Raw genomic sequence first — 15531 nt, 5'->3', positions numbered from 1 at the left:
TTTTGCATGGCCGATGGCGAACAGTGGGGATGCCGCTATTGTCTCAGGTCCGACTGCCGCGCGGAGCAGCGCCTGATGAATTAATCAGTGCTTCCCTAGCTCACGGTAATCATGCAGCGCTATACATGGGGCAGACTCATGATGGTATTTTGGTAATGGATCAATGGAAGAATAAAAAAGAGAAACTTGTCACTTCTCGCATCATTCGTCGAAAAGGGAAGAGCAAAAACGGCCTGTACATTCAGCCCAGCGACAATGCTGAAGCATATTTCGTTATCGAATAGGAGCGCGTTATGGAACGGTGCAATCAACTCTATCGGTTCAAGTCGCTGGCAATGATATGTGCGGCAGTTTATTTTTCCAGTGTCCATTGTGCGGTCTTTGCAATTATTGAAGTTCCTGCATGTCCTGAAGGTGTGGCGCAGGCCTCGATAAAGCTTGAAAATATCCCCTCGGGTTGGACTCCCTACATCGCCCGCCCTTTGTATCTGCATGCTGCCGCCCCTATCGATGGCCCACCGGAAAGAAGAGGGCAATTGGCCGATTATGAGGAACGTCAGAGCAAACATGCAACGACATATATATATAAATTTGAAGGGGCTTATCCGGAAGGAAAATGGCTTCAATGCTCTTACGGCGAGTATGGCCAAGTAACCCTCTCCAGAAGAATAGATGACCGCATCCAGAAATGCGAACTCACCTACCGCTCCGGTGCAAAGGCCGGGCAAAAAGACATCAACATCCAATGCAACTAGCCTGGGCAGTCTTTTCCTGCCGGGCTATTAACAAAGCCAGTCGGACGCGGTGGCGAATCGACTGAACCGTCTGCCAAGAAAACCGTTAGACTATGAGCCCCTGCGCAACGATTCGCGTGATGCGCTGCATTGACGATTGAATCCGCGATGCCGCCCGCCACGCCAATATTAGATACATGCAAAAGAATCAGACGATGATAGGTGCGGCGCTAAGCACCATGCTGCTGTGCCCCATAGTGGCGCAGGCCGATATTATTCAACGACAGGTGATTACGGCCATCTCTGACCATCCAGACAGCGAAGGCGCCGATGTGCTGACCGTAGCGGAAACCACTGCCTGCGGCGGGAATCAGGTGCGCATGAAAGAAGGCTTGCTGGAAAACGAAGACGCATATGCGAGCCTCAGGCCTGGCATCATCCAACGCATCCGGGAAAAGACGCCAATGCTCGTGACCTTGTTCGGCTGCCCCGTCGGGAAGAACGGAGCAGAGGCTATTCCCTTTGCGCGCATGATTACCGGCTGCGGCCCTAACTCCTGTGCCGACGGCAAGGCGCGCCTATATTTGGACGAGCGGCTCATGCCGCAGGTCAAGCGCCGCGCGCCATATTATCTGGTCTTACCCTTGCCTAAAGCAGCGTTGCCCGGCACGTGGAAAGTGGAGATTTTCGACACCATACGGCGCGATGTGGTGCGACTGTCCGGGCAGACCAATGCGGCCGATTTTGTCTCCGGCGAGCTGGTGGGCGGCTACCGCTACTACGATAATGATGGCGTGCTGACGCATGAAGATGGACAGACGCCAAAGAAATGCGCCGACGTCGCAGGCCAGCCTGCCCATGCCATCCAAGCGGATCAGCGCGGCTGCGCCAAATAATCCTTCATGAAATCAATCCACGCCCGTACCTTGCGCGGCACATGACTGCCCGGCGCATACAGCGCATACACCGCTTGCGTTGGAAAATGATATCCCGGCAAGGCATCGACCAGCATACCGCTTTCAAGATCACGCCGGACCAGCCACTCCGGCAGCAGCGATAAGCCGCTGCCCTGGCGCGCCAAGTGCAGCAGCACCGAAGCGTTGTCCGTCACGATCTGCGGATCTTGCAGATGCAGCACATGCGTTTGGCTGTGGCTGTCAGTGGCGTTCCAGCTCTTGATGTGTTCGAGTTGCGCATGGCCTAGCCAGGGCAGGCTGGCCAGGTCGGTAGGTGTGCGTTTGCCTTGCACGCCGGATGAAGCAAGCAAGGACGGGGCGATCACCGGCCGTATTTCGAATGTAGCCAGCAACGCGCCGCGATAAGGAAGCGCCTCAAAATGTTCTTGTCTGCCCAGCCGGATTGCCACGTCGACCCGGTCGCGCAGCAGATCGGCATGGGCAGTATGGGTTTCCAGCCTGACCTGCAAGGCGCGATGCTGCGCCGTGAAGGCGTGCAGGGCAGGGGCGACGACTTCGAGTGCGTATTCCACCGTGGAGGTGATACGCAACTCGCCGTCCAGCGCATCGTGCTCGCGGCGGGCTTCGTCGATGGCCGCCTGCGCTTCCTCCTCCACTCTGATGCAGCGCGCGTAGAAGCGCTCGCCGGCGTCGGTCAATGCCACGCGGCGGGTGGTGCGCGACAAGAGCGTCACGCCGAGTTCCCGTTCCAGTTGCTTGATGTTGAAGCTAACGGCGGCCCGCGCCTGTTTCAGACGGGCCGCCGCGGCGGTAAAGGAGCCATCTTCCACAACGGCGCGGAAAACGGCAAAACGATCGAGGCTGACCATGGTGGAGATGCGAAATGAGGTTTGTCCAGTCAGCCATGATGCCACAATTGTCAAAATTTATTGAACAGTGATGCCGAATTAGGTGATCTTATCGTTCGTTGTGGTCATCTTTAGACTGGCGTTTCTTCTGTATTAGAAAGCCGCCATGTCGCCCCGCCTGAAAATCACCATCCTTTACCTGCTCGGCTTTTCGATCGACCTGGCCAATATGTTCATCGTCAATGCCGCGTATCCCACCATTCAGCGCGAGTTGGGCGCCTCGGTTGCGCAACTGGCGTGGATAGCGAATATGTACGCCCTTGGCCTGACCGTGGTTATCCCCCTGGGAACCTGGATGGCGCGGCGCTTGGGCGAACGCCGCTTGCTGATCATTTCCCTCTTCCTGTTCGCGGTGGCGAGCCTCGGCATCGGGCTGGCCGGCTCCATCCATGCGCTGCTGGCGTGGCGACTGGTGCAGGGCTTGGGTGGTGGCTTGCTGATTCCTGTTGGGCAGGCGATGGCGTATCGCGCCTGTCCGCCGGAGGGAAGGGCGGGTTTGACCGCCTTGGTCATGATGACGGCCTTGCTGGTGCCGGCGCTGTCGCCGGCGGCCGGCGGCTTGCTGGTTGATTATGTGTCCTGGCGTGCCATTTTCCTGTCCATGATTCCGCTGGCTTTGCTGACGGCGGGATTCGCTTGGTGGTGGTTGCCGGCGGATGCATCGGCGCAGGATAGTTCCCGTCTGGATGTCCGTGGACTGGGTTTGAGCGTTGTAGCATTGGCCTGCCTGCTGCTGGGGATGAGCATGCTGGGTCAGCCGGAGCAAGGTGCTGGCGCTGTCCTGGCGATGGGCGCAGCTCTTGCTGCAGCCGTCGCCTATGTCGTCCACGCCCGGCGCGCGGTCTCGCCTGTGCTGGACTTGTCCTTGCTGCAGGATATTCAACTGCGCACGGGCTTGGTCATCTACCTGTGCGTGCCGGGTGGCTTTGCCGGCGTGAGCATGGTGGCCGCTTTGTACTTCCAGAATACACTGGGCTTGAGCGCGACGCAGACTGGGGCGCTGATGATGCCGTGGGCTATCGCCGCCTGCCTCGCGATTTTGACCACGCGGCATGCTTTCGCCCGGCTGGGCAGCAAGCCCTTATTCCTGGCAGGTATCGCCATCGACGTCTGCGGTATCGCACTGCTGGCAACGCCGCTGGCGCAGCAAGGCATCGGCCGCATAGCCGCCTTCGCCGCCATGGGGCTAGGCGCCAGCCTGTGTACCAGCGCGGCACAAAGCGCCGCTTTCCAGGATGTCGCCCCCAGCCGAATGGGCGATGCCAGCGCGCTGTGGAATATCAATCGGCAATTGAGTTTTTGCATCGGCACAGTATTGCTGGGCAGCGTCCTGGCGTGTCTGCTGGTGCAGCATGCCGACGATCCATCCATGGCCTACCGCCAGTGCTTTGTCGTAGCGGCGCTGCTGGCCTTGCTGCCGCTGCCCTTCGTCATGCGGCTGCCGATGCCGCGAGCGTTTGCACCTATCTCCCACTAACCTTAAGAAAGACATTCATGCGTACCTCTCCTTATCTTCAAGAAGTCATCGATGCACACGTGGAAATCGAACAGTGGCTGTCGGGCGCAGCGCCGGCGGAGAATTTGGCGCCGCTGCTGGCCCGCTTCTCCGCACAGTTTTCCATGGTTTCGCCCAAAGGGACGCTGCTGGTATATGACGATTTGTCCGCCATATTCAGCGGCGGGCATGGTTCCCGTCCCGGACTGCGCATCCATATCGATGGTTTGCAGACCGTGCAGGAGTGGGCAGGCGGCGCCGTAGTCTGCTATCGGGAAAAACAGGTGCTGGAAAATGGCGATAGCAATATTCGCCTTTCAACGGCAGTTTTCACACGTAGCGCGGAGGAGGCGATGAAGTGGATTCACCTGCACGAAACCTTCGCATGAACGGCAGTCGAATGCTCAAGTAAGCAAGCGTCGCAGCAGCAGTGATCGGAGATCGCGGCTCGTATGGCAGACTAAGTGGATATAGAAAACATTGTCCTTCTGCTGAAAAATAATCCGATTCTGGCCAGCCAAAAGTTGCCTAAAATTGCCAAGTTCAAGCTCTTCAAGCTCGGCCGGATGAGTTCCTTTGGAAGGGTGAGCAAGCAAGCTTACAACCTCATTCTTAATCTGCTGAGTGATCTTCCTGGCATATTCGGGCGACTGATTGGCTTGAAGATAAGCTCGAATCTCGCGAACGTCATCTTTTGCAGACTCCGTCCATTTGATCTGGATGGCCATCAGAGATTTTTATCTTCGTCTTCCAGCTCTTTGAAGAAATCATCGTGATCGCTCACCTTGCCTTCAGCAATCTGCTTTTGGCCATGGACGAGGATGCGGAGCATATTCAGCTGATCTTGAGTCTTCTGATAACTGACTACATCCTGAACAACGGCCTGAACCTTGCCGTTTACAGTAATCATGACAGGCGCCTGACTCTCTTGAGCCTGTTTGACCACATCGCCAGGATTGGTCTTAAGGAAGCTAATCGGTTGGACCGCCTTCGGCGAGTTCATGGGGGCTTATATTAGTGGGACTGATATAGGCCATCATAGCATCGGAGTGCCTTGTTGGCCTGAGCTTCTGGCGGACCTATCTTTAGCAAGGTCATTCGTTAGACCTGTCCGGCAAGGCGTGCAAAGCCTCGCCGGATTTATTCACGGCTTGCGGGGACGGCCACGGTATTGCTGAGACATGCGGCGGTCAGGCGGCCGCCGTTTGCTCATCCAGTTCCTGTCGCTCCTGCTCGGCAGGCCGGTTTCCTCGCCGGCGGCGCTGGTTGAACAGCACGCGCATGATGGTTTCGGTGCTGAAGCCATGAATGCGCAAATAGGTTTCCGCGTAGAAGCGGTCGCGTTCGGTCATGAAGCCGATGGCGCGTTCGATCACTTGGGAAGCGCTGGTGTCTTCCCGTTCACGCTGGGATGGCGATGCAGAGGTCCGAGCTTTCATTGGGTTGCTCCTGTCGAAGTAGCCATGTACGGAACGTCGTTGAGCGTGTACTTCTAGGCACTGCTGCCTGTTGCAGACAGATGGTCCTGCCGGCCACCATAAGGCCAGCGCGTTGCCCGATAATCGCAGTCGGTAGTCGTGGCCGGTAATCCTCATGGCGAAGCACGGGAGAAGAGCGGCCGAACGTCCATGATGCAGACGAGAGAGTGATACGGTACCATGGAATTGAGCTATCGCCATCATTGTAATTTGCTATACCGGACCCGGGATTGAAAGGGTTTGTTATACCGGCGACCCGCTTGGCGGCATCTATAATGGACTGCATCGACCTTCACTTGCAGGCCGCAATGAATCATTACCATGACCATGCACCTGCCCCAATTCATCACCACCAATCTGGAAGCGATCCTGGTCGAATGGGAGGCTTTTGCCCGCAGCCAGGCGCCGAGCGGCAGCGAGATGACGACCCAGGATTTGCGCGATCACGCCGCGCAGATCTTGAGCGTGATCGCCGCCGATATCGCCACCCGGCAAACGGCGGAAGAGCAGCATGAGAAATCGCTGGGCCACCGCGACCCCGCGCCCACCAGCAACAGTCCCGCCGCCATCCATGGCCGGACCCGGCAGGGGCGCGGCTTTTCCCTGCCGCAGGTGGTGGCGGAATTCCGCGCGCTGCGCGCCAGCGTAACGCGGCTGTGGCTGGCCTCCGGGCACAAGCGCGGCGCCATAGTCGATGAGCTGATCCGTTTCGACGAGGCGCTCGACCAGGCCCAGGCAGAATCGATCCTGAAGTTTTCGGAAGAGGCGGCGCTGGCGCGCGACACCTTCCTCGCCATTCTGGGCCACGACCTGCGCAATCCGCTGGCGGCCATCACCTCGGCCGGGCACGTGCTGGCTCAGCGCGATGCCGAGGCAAGCGACCATGTGGGCAGCCGTATCCTGCGCAGCGCCCGCACCATGAACGCGATCGTGCGCGACCTGCTGGAACTGGCGCGCCTGCACCTGGGCGGCGATATTCCGCTGCACCGCAAGCTGGTGAATCTGGAGGAAATCTGCCGCGCGGCGATGGAGGAGGCCAACGCGGCCTTTCCGGAGGCCACGTACCAGCTGGACGTGCGCGGCGATGTGCTGGGTTATTTCGATGGCGACCGCATCCAGCAATTGTTTGCCAACCTGTGCAGCAACGCGGCCCAATACAGCACGGATGGCAAGCATATCGCGCTGGCTTTGCAAGGGGAACCGACGGAAATTGTTTTCCAGATCCGCAACTTCGGCCCCGTCATTCCCGCCGCCTCATTGCCGACGTTGATGGACCGCTTGACGCAGGTTGGGGGCGATGCCATGGACGCGGGGCGGCCCGCCAACAGCCTTGGCCTGGGCCTGTATATCGTGCGTGAGATCACGCTGGCGCACGGCTGCATGGTCACGGTAGAGTCGGCGGCCAGTTCCGGCACCTTGTTCCAGGTGCGTTTGCCGCGCGCCGCCGCCGCCTAGTTCCTGCACCGTAGCGCTGTGGTTTTTGCGGCGCCGACACTCGCGGAATGCCTGCGCAGCGACTATCCTGAAAGCTAAACAACCTCAACAGTTAAGGAGTTCGCGTGATGCACAGGCGAACCTTACTCAAGCTTGCGCTGCTGACTTATCTGCCCGCGCTGAGCGCTTCGGGCGCCAGCAAGACCATGCGCGTTTCCACGCTGCTGGAAATCGATCCCGCTACCGATATTGCCGAGCAGGTTTTGCGCGAAGCTTACCGCCGTTTGGGCATGAACCTGGATGTGGTGCGCCTGCCCGCCGAGCGCGCGCTGGTCAGCGCCAACGACGGCATGATGGATGGCGAGCTGTACCGCAAGATCGGCATCGAACGCGATTACCCGAATCTGCTGATCGTGCCGGTTCCCTTGCTGACTTACGAAATCGTCATCTTCACGCTGGGCACGAGTTTCGTCGTCAATGGCTGGGAGAGCTTGCGCCCCTTCACCATCGGCTTCATCCGTGGCATCAAGATCGTGGAGCAAAACACGCAGGGCATGCATATCGAGCCGGTGGCGACCATGATGCAGGCATTGCAAAAAATGACCATGGGCCGTACCGACGTGGTGGTGGGTAACCGCGTTTCGGGCCTGGCCATGGCCAGAACCCTGAAGATGGCCGATATCCGCGTGTTGCAGCCGCCGCTGGCGACTTTCCCCGTATTCCACTACCTGCACAAAAAGCACGAAGCGCTGATCCCCAAGCTATCGGCCGCCTTGCAGCAGATGCAAAAAGATAAGGTGATCGAGCGCATTCAAAAGACCGTACTGGGCGAGGAATAGCTTAGATCCGGTCGCTTTCCTTGCGCACCACGCGGCCGATGATAATGCAGTCATTGCCGCGGCAAACCTTGCGGTGGTATTTGCGCTGGTCGGGATTGTCCGAGGTCAGCCACCATTGTCCCGCGTCGCGCGACAGGCGTTTGACCACCGGCTCGCCCTCGTAGTTGACGGCAAAGACCACGCCATCCTGCGGCTTGGCGTCGGCCGTGTTGACGATGACCAGATCGTCCGCATACAGCGCCGGCTCCATGCTCTCGCCCTTGACCTTGATGGCGATCAGGCGTTCGGGAATGTAGCCGTGGCGGTCGGCCCAGTGGCGCGGAATGCTCAGCATGCTGCCATCGTGCTTTTCCGGCTCCACACTGAAGCCGCTGATGCCGGCCGACAGGCGCAGCTTCACCTTTTGAATCTGGTAAAAGCGCTCGTCATCGTCCTGCGCCACCACTACCGGCGTGAACTCGGCGGGCAGGGCGCGGTGCTTGGGTTCGAGGCCTTCGTGCAGCCAGTCGAAGGTGACGTTGCAGGCGGCGGCCAGCTGCACCAGGGTATGCGCCTCCGGCCCCTTTTTGCCCACCCCTTTGAGGATGCGGTTGATCGTTGGCTGCGGTACGCCGGAAGCGCGCGCCAGCGCACTTTGCGAGACGAAGCCCGCCTCCTTCATGGCGGCGTCGAGTCTAGTAGAAATGTCCATGGTTTCAATATACATGCGTGGATAGTTGGCGACAATTTTCTATTCATTCGCGCATTGATAAGGTATCCATTCTCGTATATATTGTCCGTATTGGCAAGAATTTCCTTGTGGACAGTGAAGGAGGGCAATGTGGGCAATATGAATATCCAGGCGGCGGCAATCGGCAATCAGGACGCAATCTTCAGCAGCGCGGAGCAGGCCGTGCACGTGGCATACCAGATCACCGCGCAGCAGGCGCTGCAGGACGCGCCATTGCGCAAGCTGCTGATCCGTGCGCTGGAATCGGCATCGAATATGAGTGCGGAGCAGCACGCCTGGCTGCAGCAGTTGCGCGGCAAGCCCTCGGGCCGCGTCAATTTCAGCGGCCTGAGTCCGCTGGAGGTGAGGGCGCAATGCGCGCTGATCGTGCGCGCGGTCAAGACCCGGCTGCCGCGCACCGAAATGTGGGCCTTGCAGGCGCGCTTCGGTCATACCGATGTGGAGGATGAAAACGGCGTACGCCGCTTTGCCTTCTCGGCCGAGCGCATCGATGCGATCAAGGGCTTGTCGGATTGGTTGGCGCCATCCTTCCCCAACCTCAAGCCTTTCGCCATCGATTGTATGATCGGCAAGCTGTATGCCAACCATAATGGCATCGAGATCAGCTTCCGCGAGCTGGCGCGCAACTTCGGCGGCAACCATATGGCGTATGCGCGTGGTTACGGCAAGCTGCGCGAGCGCCTGCATGAACTGGAAATGGTGGCGCTGGACCGGCTGGAACCCTATCTGCGCGAGCAGGGCGTGGTGGGTGATTTCAATTAGTTTAGAAATTTCTGAAAAAAAGTGCTTGACGGGGTTGTTACGGGGGGTATATGATTCAGTCATCATCGCAGTAATTGCATTCAAGGCTCGCTTCGGCGGGCTTTTTTGTTTTCTGCCCACCACCCGCCTGGCTCGCGCCCTGCGGGTTTTTTTACGCCCGGAGCTATGTCTACATTACAGAACATCGAACAGCTGCATGAGGCAATCAAGGCCGGACTTGCCGCCAAGTTGTCCGGCCTTGGTTTTATCGGCCATTACCCAGCCAGCGAAGACGGCCTGGCCCTGCCTGCCGTGCTGCTCACGCTGGCGGATATGAAACCGGGACGCGATCCCGGTAGCGGCGAGCAGGCGCTGACCGTGCGTCTGCAAGCGCGCTTGCTGGTGAACGCGGCCCAGGCCAAGGCCGAAATCGCGGTGCGCGAACTGGCGGCACGCCTGGCGCTGGCGCTGAAGAACGAGAACTGGGGTCTGCCGGTCGGCATGGCGCAGTTCGCGCAGGCCGGTCCCGATACTTCACAGGCGCCCGCCGCCGGCCGTCTGGCCTGGCTGGTGGAATGGAGCCACGATATCGAACTGGGCGCGCCGGCCTGGCCATATGGCGACGAATCGAAGCTGACGCTGATGCTGGGCCTCGATCCCGAAACGGGGCGCGGCAAGGAAGCCCAGTACCGCGCCGCGGGCCAGGAGTAAGCCATGCAATATCTGATCGCGGAAATGGACCGCCGCCTGGCGACGCTGATCCAGGCTGGCATCGTGGAATCGGTGGATCATGGCGCCGCGCGCTGCCGCCTGAAAGTAGGGCAATGGGTGTCGGCACCGCTGCCCTGGCTCAGTCTTGGTGGCGGCGAGGTAAGGCATTGGCGTCCGCCTTCGGTGGGCGAACAGGCCTTGCTGGTATCGCCTTCGGGCGAACCGGCGGCGGGCTTCATCCTGCCCGGCTTCTATTCGCAGCAGCACCAGCAGGCCAACGACCAGCGCCCGAAAGTGGTGGCCTGGAAGATGCCCGACGGCTGCCTGATCGAATACGACTGGGAGAACGGCGCCTTGCAGGTCAAGGGCAGCAAGACCGTCAGCATCGAGAACGCGGAAACCGTGAGCGTCACCTCGGGCGGCGCGGTCACGCTGAAATGCCCGTCATTGCTGGTGGACTGCCCATCGACCACGTTCAAGGGCGCGCTCAGCGTGCAAGGCAATATCAGCGTGGACGGCGACGTGGATGCTTCCGGCTCGATTATGGACAGCGGCGGCAACAGCAACCACCACTCGCATTAAACGAAACATCTTCATCAACGAATGCCCGCCCCGTGCGGGCATTTTTCATTTCAGGAGTCATACATGGCAAAAGCCGATAACAAATCCCCCGTGGTCTTCCGCGATACCGAATACAAGTGCCGCACCATCATCCTGCCGGACGGCACCGAGCACCGCGTAATGCACAGCCATATCACGGCCGCCAGCCCTGAGCTGGTGAACTACCTGGACGCCTCGTCCGAATTCGAACGCGTGCCGGTGACGCGCGTGGCGGCCTGAAATGGCGCTTGTCGGCATGGATAGCCGCAGCGGCCAGCCGATCAGCGGCACGGCGCATCTGGTGCAGAGCGTGCGCGACATCCTGACCACGCCGCAAGGTAGCCGCCGCATGCGTCCCGAATACGGCTCGGACTTGCCGCGCCTGGTGGACCTGCCCGTGACGCCGGGCTGGAAATCCTCGGTGCAGGCCGAAGTGGCGCGCGCCCTTGGCCGCTGGGAACCGCGCCTGAAGCTGAAGGCGGTGGCGGTGGAATCCATCGTCGATGGCCGCGTCAGTCTCCGGCTGAGCGGCGAATACCTCGGCGAAGCCACGATTCTGGAGGTGCAAACATGAACATCATCGACCTGAGCCAACTGCCGCCGCCCGATGTGGTGGAGCCGCTGGACTTCGAGGCGATCTACGCCAGCCTGCTGGAGGACTTCCGCGCGCTGATGGGCGGCGGCTGGAACGCGGCGCTGGAATCCGATCCGGTGGTCAAGCTGCTGGAACTGTCCGCCTACCGCGAGCTGCAGATCCGCGCCCGCATCAACGACGCGGCGCGCGCCAACCTGCTGGGTTTTGCCGAAGGCGCCGATCTGGATCACGCGGCGGCCTTCTACAACGTGCAGCGCCTGGCCGAGGAAAGCGACGAGCGTCTGCGCCTGCGCTGCCAATTGCGCACCGCCGCGCTGGCGGCCAACGGCACGCCGGAGCAGTACCGCTATGTGGCCCTGTCGGCCAGCACGCAAGTGCACGACGCGGGCATCATGGCGGCGCAGCCGGGCAGCGTGGCGCTGGCCGTGTGGCCGGAAGCGAATGCCGACGGCAAGGCGGTGCTGGCGGCGGTGCAGACGGCTTTCGCGGCTGACGACGCCAAGCCGATCGGCATCCCGCTCAGCATTGCACTCGCCGTGGCCCGTCCGCTCGATGTGAGTGCAACCGTCTACCGCGAGAGCAGCGCTCCGCTGGATTTGGCGGTGCAATTGCAGGCGGCCTTGCCGGAGCAGATCGCCGACTATGCACGCCTCGGACGCGATGTGCCGACTTCCTGGCTGTCGGGTCGTCTGCATGTGGCGGGCGTGTCGCGCGTCGAGCTGACGTCGAGCGGCGTGACCGTGGCGCCGAACGAGTACGCGGTACCGGGCCGCATCCGCATCGCTGACGGAGGTGTGGCGTGGTAGCGGTGGCGGATGCGGCAAGGCTGCTGCCGCCTAATACGTCACCGCTGGAACGTGCTTTGGCCCGTACCGCGCCGCGCCGCGTGCTCGATATGGCCGCCGCAGCGCCGGGCGGCGTGCGCCACCAGCCGCCAGCCGCGTTCGCGCCGTGGCTGGCGGCGGAATGGCAGCTCGGCGAGTTCGCGCCTTACTTCGAGAGCACGGACAAGCTGATTGCCGCAGGCCTGCCCTGGCTGCGCCAGCGCGGCACGGTGGCCTCGGTCAAGCGCGCCTTGTCCTGGATCGGTTTCGACACTCAGCTGGAACAGGATGGCGCGTGGTTGCAGATCGATCCCGGCGACGCCCATGCCCAGCTGCGGCTGAACGATATCGTGCATCTGGTGCGCAAATCGCTGCCGGCGCATGCGCACTTCTACCGTATGTACCACGGCTACGACCTGCGTCCGCTGCGCCTTGACGATGGCTTGCTCGACGGCGGCTTGCTGGATGACGATTCCGGCATCCTGATCGGTGGCATCAAGCTGTCCTTTGCGGCGCGCCGCACTGGCATTGCCGGTATCGCCGCCGGCCAGCCGGATCACGCCCGCACCGCGGCGCGCTGCGGCATGGCGACGTATGAAGACCGGGTAATGCTCGACACCTGGACGCTGGACAGCGTAATCATGACCGATGGCCGCTTCATCATCGGCCAACTGATTACCGGCACGATGCGCGACCTGCCAGCCGAACCGCCGACCATTACGGCGCATCGCACGCTGGCGTATTCGCAAACCGTGCTCGATGGCGACGTAGTGGGCCTGGACGACTACAACAGCCATCTCGGCGCCGCCTACGGCATCGTGGAAAACCCGATGCGCTTGGACGGCGACCGTTTGGATAGCCATGACATCGCCTGGCGCCACATCGTGATCGACCGCTTCAGCGAAAGCCTGCATCAAAGCCCGCTGCCTGCGTTCGAACGGCCGCAAAGCTTCGGCTTCGAGTACGACGCCGTGTTCACCGGCACCAGCGGTTCGCACTACCGGCCGCAAACCTGGACCGGCGGCTGGGATGCCCGTCCATGGCGCGTAGCCATCCCATCCACCATCACTTTTACTAACAAGGGAACTTGATATGGCAGTTCTGCAAGACGACGGCCGCGCGGCGCTGGCCGAAGCGGTCAAATCGCGCCCCATCCACCTGGCCTGGGGCACGGGCGACCCGGCATGGGACAGCAAGGCCGTGCCCGAGCCGAATAACGCCGCCACCTTGGTGGCCGAAATCGGCCGCCGCGTGGCCACCGAAGTGCGCTTCGTGAAGCCCGACGAAAACGGCGAAATCTCGGTCGTCAGCGGCCGCTACACGGTCAGCGAAACGCCGACCAAATGGCTGCTCACGCGCTTTGTCTTCGACTTTCTCGACGCGCCGGCTTCGCAGCTGCGCGAAGTGGGCATCTTCCTCGGCACCGTGCTCAAACCCGAGCTGCCGCCTGGTCAACGCTACTTCGTCCCGGCCGACATCGTCCACCCCGGCAAGCTGTATGCGCTGGAACGCTTCGAGAAAACCGTGCGCAGCCCATCCATCCGGCAGACGTTCGAATACGTGCTGCCATTCTAAGCGAGAGCAAAACTATGATTGAACAGTATTACAACCGCTTTAACCCGGCCGACAACTACGAACAGGTGCTGTTCCGCTCCGACCGCGTGCTGCAATCGGCCGAGCTGAATGAAATCCAGTCGGCCACCGTGGCCCGCCTGCAAGGCATCGGCGACGCCCTGTTCAAGGACGGCGACATTGTGCGCGATGCCCGCGTGCGCGTCGATCCCGACAGCGGCGAAACCATCTGCGAAGCGGGCGCCGTCTACCTGCGCGGCAGCGTGCGCGCCGTGGCTTCGTCCAAGCTCACCATTCCCGTGATCGGCAATGTTAGCATTGGCCTGTACCTGAAAGAGAGCGTGGTCACTGAACTGGAAGCGCCTGCGCTGCGCAATCCAGCATCCGGCACGCGCGGCTACCAGGAACCGGGCGCCGCGCGCCAGAAACTGGTGCCGGTGTGGGGTGTGGAGAACGATGGCCGTACTGGTGATTTCTACCCCATCTATCAGGTTGAAAACGGCGTGCTGCGCGCCAAGGAAGCGCCGCCGAATCTGGATGGCGTGACCCAGGCGCTGGCCCGCTATGACCGCGACAGCTCGGGCGGCTCCTATGTGGTGTCCGGCTTGAACGTGGCGGCTGCGGCCGACGTCAGCGGCTCCCAGGTCTACACCGTGTCCGAAGGCCGGGCGCGCGTCAACGGCTTCGGCGTGGCGCTGCCCACCAGCCGCCGCGTGCTGCACAACGCCACGCCCGACCTGCGCAATATCGGCGACGAGTCGCATATCTCCGCCACCGTTGCCGCGCAGCGCGTGGACGTGAACCGCGTGCCGCTGGCTTCGATCGCCTCGGTCAGCATCCTGCGCGAGAAAACCGCCAGCGTGGTGCACGGCAGCTTCACCAATGCCAAGGACCTGTTGCCGGATACCTCGGTATCGAAGATCGTTTCCGTCACTCTGGGCGGCACCACCTACGCCGCCGGCACCGACTACAAGCTCAGTTCCGACATGGTGGACTGGAGCCTGCCCGGCACCGAGCCATCGCCCGGCACTACGTATCAGGTGACTTACCAGTACCGCACCACCATCACGCCGACCGCCATCGACGATACCGGCTTCACCGTGACCGGCGCCGTGGCAAGCAGCGAAATCTTCGTCAGCTATAGCCAGAAACTGCCGCGCATCGACCGCCTGTGTGTGAATGCCGATGGTGGCCTGGTATGGCTGAAAGGCGTAGCCGCCGAAATCAATCCGCTACCGCCCGCCGTGCCGGATACCTTGCTGGCGCTGGCCAGCGTGCAGCAGACCTGGCAGGCCATGCGTCCCGTCAGCAACGACGGCGTGCGCGTGGTGCCGATGCAGGACATCGCCAACATCAATGCGCGTATGGATTACCTGTCGTCGATGATCGCGCAGCAGGTGCTGAAGACCGACGCGGCCAACCGCGATACGAGCCTGAAGAAGGGCATGTTCGTCGATCCTTTCCTGAACGATGATCTGCGTGACCAGGGCGTAGCGCAAACGGCTGCGATTGTGGGCGGCAAGCTGACTTTGCCGGTGACTTCCGTGCCGAACCAGGTCGGCTCCGACGTACAAAAGCCCGCAACGCTGAACTTCACGCTGGCCCCTGTGCTGTCGCAGCTGATGCGCACCGGCGAGATGCTGATCAATCCGTATTCCGCCTTCGACCCGATTCCGGCCGATGTGACGCTGGTTCCTGCCATCGACCGCTGGACCGAGGTGGATACCACCTGGAGCAGCCCGCTGACCACGCGCATCATCAACGGCAGCGGCAATCTGCAATCGACATCGGTGAGCACCTCGAACAATCTGCTGTCCTCGACCAGCCAGGCGGCCGAGAAGCTGCGCCAGCTGCAGATCAAGTTCACGCTGGCCGGCTTCGGCCCGAACGAGGTGCTGAGCAGCGTCACCTTTGACGGCATCAACGTCACCCCGACCCCTTGATAGGAGAAAC

General features: G+C 61.2%; 21 protein-coding genes. 16 read left to right on the top strand and 5 right to left on the bottom strand.

Annotated elements, in window-relative coordinates; genetic code table 11:
* The 3 genes from FHS03_RS08365 to FHS03_RS08355 all read left to right on the top strand — a co-directional run.
* Positions 1-284, top strand: a 284-nt coding sequence (locus FHS03_RS08365; RefSeq protein ID WP_221208073.1) for a BPSL0067 family protein, incomplete at its 5' end; no start/stop codon positions are given.
* Between the two features lie 9 nt (positions 285-293).
* Positions 294-755 carry an STY0301 family protein gene (locus FHS03_RS08360; protein WP_183440527.1) on the top strand — a complete coding sequence of 154 codons (462 nt, stop codon included), beginning with the start codon at positions 294-296 and terminating at the stop codon, positions 753-755.
* A 176-nt stretch (positions 756-931) separates the two neighbouring features.
* Positions 932-1630: a hypothetical protein gene (locus FHS03_RS08355; protein WP_183440526.1), complete on the top strand. Its 699-nt coding sequence runs from the start codon at positions 932-934 to the stop codon at positions 1628-1630.
* Here the strand turns inward: FHS03_RS08355 and FHS03_RS08350 are convergent.
* Positions 1609-2520, bottom strand: coding sequence for a LysR family transcriptional regulator (locus tag FHS03_RS08350; RefSeq protein WP_183440525.1), 912 nt, complete (start codon positions 2518-2520; stop codon positions 1609-1611). The two genes, FHS03_RS08355 and FHS03_RS08350, sit on opposite strands and share 22 nt — an antisense overlap.
* Positions 2521-2665: 145 nt before the next feature.
* Between FHS03_RS08350 and FHS03_RS08345 the strand changes: the two genes are divergently transcribed.
* Positions 2666-4036 carry an MFS transporter gene (locus FHS03_RS08345; protein WP_183440524.1) on the top strand — a complete coding sequence of 457 codons (1371 nt, stop codon included), beginning with the start codon at positions 2666-2668 and terminating at the stop codon, positions 4034-4036.
* Between the two features lie 17 nt (positions 4037-4053).
* The gene (locus FHS03_RS08340; RefSeq protein WP_183440523.1) at positions 4054-4443 is read left to right on the top strand and encodes a DUF4440 domain-containing protein; all 390 of its coding nucleotides are present in this window, start codon (positions 4054-4056) and stop codon (positions 4441-4443) included.
* A 15-nt stretch (positions 4444-4458) separates the two neighbouring features.
* Here FHS03_RS08340 and FHS03_RS08335 read toward each other — a convergent pair whose 3' ends face one another.
* From FHS03_RS08335 to FHS03_RS08325, 3 genes are all read right to left on the bottom strand, one after another.
* Entirely contained in the window at positions 4459-4782 is a 324-nt protein-coding gene (locus FHS03_RS08335; protein ID WP_183440522.1) for a type II toxin-antitoxin system RelE/ParE family toxin, read from the bottom strand.
* Positions 4782-5057: a type II toxin-antitoxin system Phd/YefM family antitoxin gene (locus FHS03_RS08330; protein WP_183440521.1), complete on the bottom strand. Its 276-nt coding sequence runs from the start codon at positions 5055-5057 to the stop codon at positions 4782-4784. The genes FHS03_RS08335 and FHS03_RS08330 overlap by 1 nt, the downstream gene beginning before the upstream one ends.
* Before the next feature lie 187 nt (positions 5058-5244).
* Positions 5245-5493, bottom strand: a complete 249-nt coding sequence (locus FHS03_RS08325; RefSeq protein WP_183440520.1) for a hypothetical protein — start codon at positions 5491-5493, stop codon at positions 5245-5247.
* 360 nt (positions 5494-5853) lie between these two features.
* On the opposite strand from FHS03_RS08325, the gene FHS03_RS08320 reads away from it, so the two are divergent.
* Together FHS03_RS08320 and FHS03_RS08315 are read left to right on the top strand one after the other, a co-directional pair.
* Entirely contained in the window at positions 5854-6987 is a 1134-nt protein-coding gene (locus tag FHS03_RS08320; RefSeq protein WP_183440519.1) for a sensor histidine kinase, read from the top strand.
* A 107-nt stretch (positions 6988-7094) separates the two neighbouring features.
* The gene (locus FHS03_RS08315; RefSeq protein ID WP_183440518.1) at positions 7095-7805 is read left to right on the top strand and encodes a substrate-binding periplasmic protein; all 711 of its coding nucleotides are present in this window, start codon (positions 7095-7097) and stop codon (positions 7803-7805) included.
* A 1-nt stretch (position 7806) separates the two neighbouring features.
* Here FHS03_RS08315 and FHS03_RS08310 read toward each other — a convergent pair whose 3' ends face one another.
* A complete protein-coding gene (locus FHS03_RS08310) occupies positions 7807-8496 on the bottom strand; it encodes an XRE family transcriptional regulator (protein WP_183440517.1) in 690 nt (229 codons plus the stop codon).
* 105 nt (positions 8497-8601) lie between these two features.
* Between FHS03_RS08310 and FHS03_RS08305 the strand changes: the two genes are divergently transcribed.
* From FHS03_RS08305 to FHS03_RS08265, 9 genes are all read left to right on the top strand, one after another.
* The gene (locus tag FHS03_RS08305) at positions 8602-9297 is read left to right on the top strand and encodes a hypothetical protein (protein ID WP_229426104.1); all 696 of its coding nucleotides are present in this window, start codon (positions 8602-8604) and stop codon (positions 9295-9297) included.
* 165 nt (positions 9298-9462) lie between these two features.
* Positions 9463-9987, top strand: a complete 525-nt coding sequence (locus FHS03_RS08300) for a hypothetical protein (RefSeq protein ID WP_183440516.1) — start codon at positions 9463-9465, stop codon at positions 9985-9987.
* Positions 9988-9990: 3 nt separating this feature from the next.
* Positions 9991-10569 (top strand): phage baseplate assembly protein V, encoded by a 579-nt coding sequence (locus FHS03_RS08295; RefSeq protein ID WP_183440515.1) that lies wholly within the window; start codon positions 9991-9993, stop codon positions 10567-10569.
* A 63-nt stretch (positions 10570-10632) separates the two neighbouring features.
* Complete coding sequence (locus FHS03_RS08290; RefSeq protein WP_183440514.1) at positions 10633-10827, top strand: hypothetical protein; 195 nt, start codon at positions 10633-10635, stop codon at positions 10825-10827.
* A gap of 1 nt (position 10828) precedes the next feature.
* Entirely contained in the window at positions 10829-11161 is a 333-nt protein-coding gene (locus tag FHS03_RS08285; protein WP_183440513.1) for a GPW/gp25 family protein, read from the top strand.
* Positions 11158-11988 (top strand): baseplate assembly protein, encoded by an 831-nt coding sequence (locus FHS03_RS08280; RefSeq protein ID WP_183440512.1) that lies wholly within the window; start codon positions 11158-11160, stop codon positions 11986-11988. The genes FHS03_RS08285 and FHS03_RS08280 overlap by 4 nt, the downstream gene beginning before the upstream one ends.
* Positions 11982-13097 carry a phage tail protein gene (locus FHS03_RS08275; protein WP_371871628.1) on the top strand — a complete coding sequence of 372 codons (1116 nt, stop codon included), beginning with the start codon at positions 11982-11984 and terminating at the stop codon, positions 13095-13097. The genes FHS03_RS08280 and FHS03_RS08275 overlap by 7 nt, the downstream gene beginning before the upstream one ends.
* Position 13098: 1 nt before the next feature.
* On the top strand, positions 13099-13581 hold the full coding sequence (locus tag FHS03_RS08270; protein WP_183440510.1) for a BW3TFN family phage tail fiber component: 483 nt from the start codon (positions 13099-13101) through the stop codon (positions 13579-13581).
* A 14-nt stretch (positions 13582-13595) separates the two neighbouring features.
* The gene (locus FHS03_RS08265; RefSeq protein WP_183440509.1) at positions 13596-15521 is read left to right on the top strand and encodes a DUF4815 domain-containing protein; all 1926 of its coding nucleotides are present in this window, start codon (positions 13596-13598) and stop codon (positions 15519-15521) included.
* The last annotated feature ends 10 nt before the right edge of the window (positions 15522-15531 follow it).

The organism is Pseudoduganella violacea (genome assembly GCF_014191875.1).
GTDB lineage: Bacteria > Pseudomonadota > Gammaproteobacteria > Burkholderiales > Burkholderiaceae_D > Rugamonas > Rugamonas violacea_A.
Note: the sequence above shows the minus strand (reverse complement) of the source record. Positions and strands in the feature narration are given on the sequence as shown.

Coding starts and splice junctions, on each gene's coding strand:
- FHS03_RS08310 (WP_183440517.1), bottom strand. CDS start 8,496: ATGGACATTTCTACTAGACTCGACGCCGCCATGAAGGAGGCGGGCTTC.
- FHS03_RS08335 (WP_183440522.1), bottom strand. CDS start 4,782: ATGGCCATCCAGATCAAATGGACGGAGTCTGCAAAAGATGACGTTCGC.
- FHS03_RS08290 (WP_183440514.1), top strand. CDS start 10,633: ATGGCAAAAGCCGATAACAAATCCCCCGTGGTCTTCCGCGATACCGAA.
- FHS03_RS08320 (WP_183440519.1), top strand. CDS start 5,854: ATGACCATGCACCTGCCCCAATTCATCACCACCAATCTGGAAGCGATC.
- FHS03_RS08285 (WP_183440513.1), top strand. CDS start 10,829: ATGGCGCTTGTCGGCATGGATAGCCGCAGCGGCCAGCCGATCAGCGGC.
- FHS03_RS08265 (WP_183440509.1), top strand. CDS start 13,596: ATGATTGAACAGTATTACAACCGCTTTAACCCGGCCGACAACTACGAA.
- FHS03_RS08350 (WP_183440525.1), bottom strand. CDS start 2,520: ATGGTCAGCCTCGATCGTTTTGCCGTTTTCCGCGCCGTTGTGGAAGAT.
- FHS03_RS08340 (WP_183440523.1), top strand. CDS start 4,054: ATGCGTACCTCTCCTTATCTTCAAGAAGTCATCGATGCACACGTGGAA.
- FHS03_RS08330 (WP_183440521.1), bottom strand. CDS start 5,057: ATGAACTCGCCGAAGGCGGTCCAACCGATTAGCTTCCTTAAGACCAAT.
- FHS03_RS08325 (WP_183440520.1), bottom strand. CDS start 5,493: ATGAAAGCTCGGACCTCTGCATCGCCATCCCAGCGTGAACGGGAAGAC.
- FHS03_RS08295 (WP_183440515.1), top strand. CDS start 9,991: ATGCAATATCTGATCGCGGAAATGGACCGCCGCCTGGCGACGCTGATC.
- FHS03_RS08315 (WP_183440518.1), top strand. CDS start 7,095: ATGCACAGGCGAACCTTACTCAAGCTTGCGCTGCTGACTTATCTGCCC.
- FHS03_RS08270 (WP_183440510.1), top strand. CDS start 13,099: ATGGCAGTTCTGCAAGACGACGGCCGCGCGGCGCTGGCCGAAGCGGTC.
- FHS03_RS08360 (WP_183440527.1), top strand. CDS start 294: ATGGAACGGTGCAATCAACTCTATCGGTTCAAGTCGCTGGCAATGATA.
- FHS03_RS08345 (WP_183440524.1), top strand. CDS start 2,666: ATGTCGCCCCGCCTGAAAATCACCATCCTTTACCTGCTCGGCTTTTCG.
- FHS03_RS08280 (WP_183440512.1), top strand. CDS start 11,158: ATGAACATCATCGACCTGAGCCAACTGCCGCCGCCCGATGTGGTGGAG.
- FHS03_RS08355 (WP_183440526.1), top strand. CDS start 932: ATGCAAAAGAATCAGACGATGATAGGTGCGGCGCTAAGCACCATGCTG.
- FHS03_RS08300 (WP_183440516.1), top strand. CDS start 9,463: ATGTCTACATTACAGAACATCGAACAGCTGCATGAGGCAATCAAGGCC.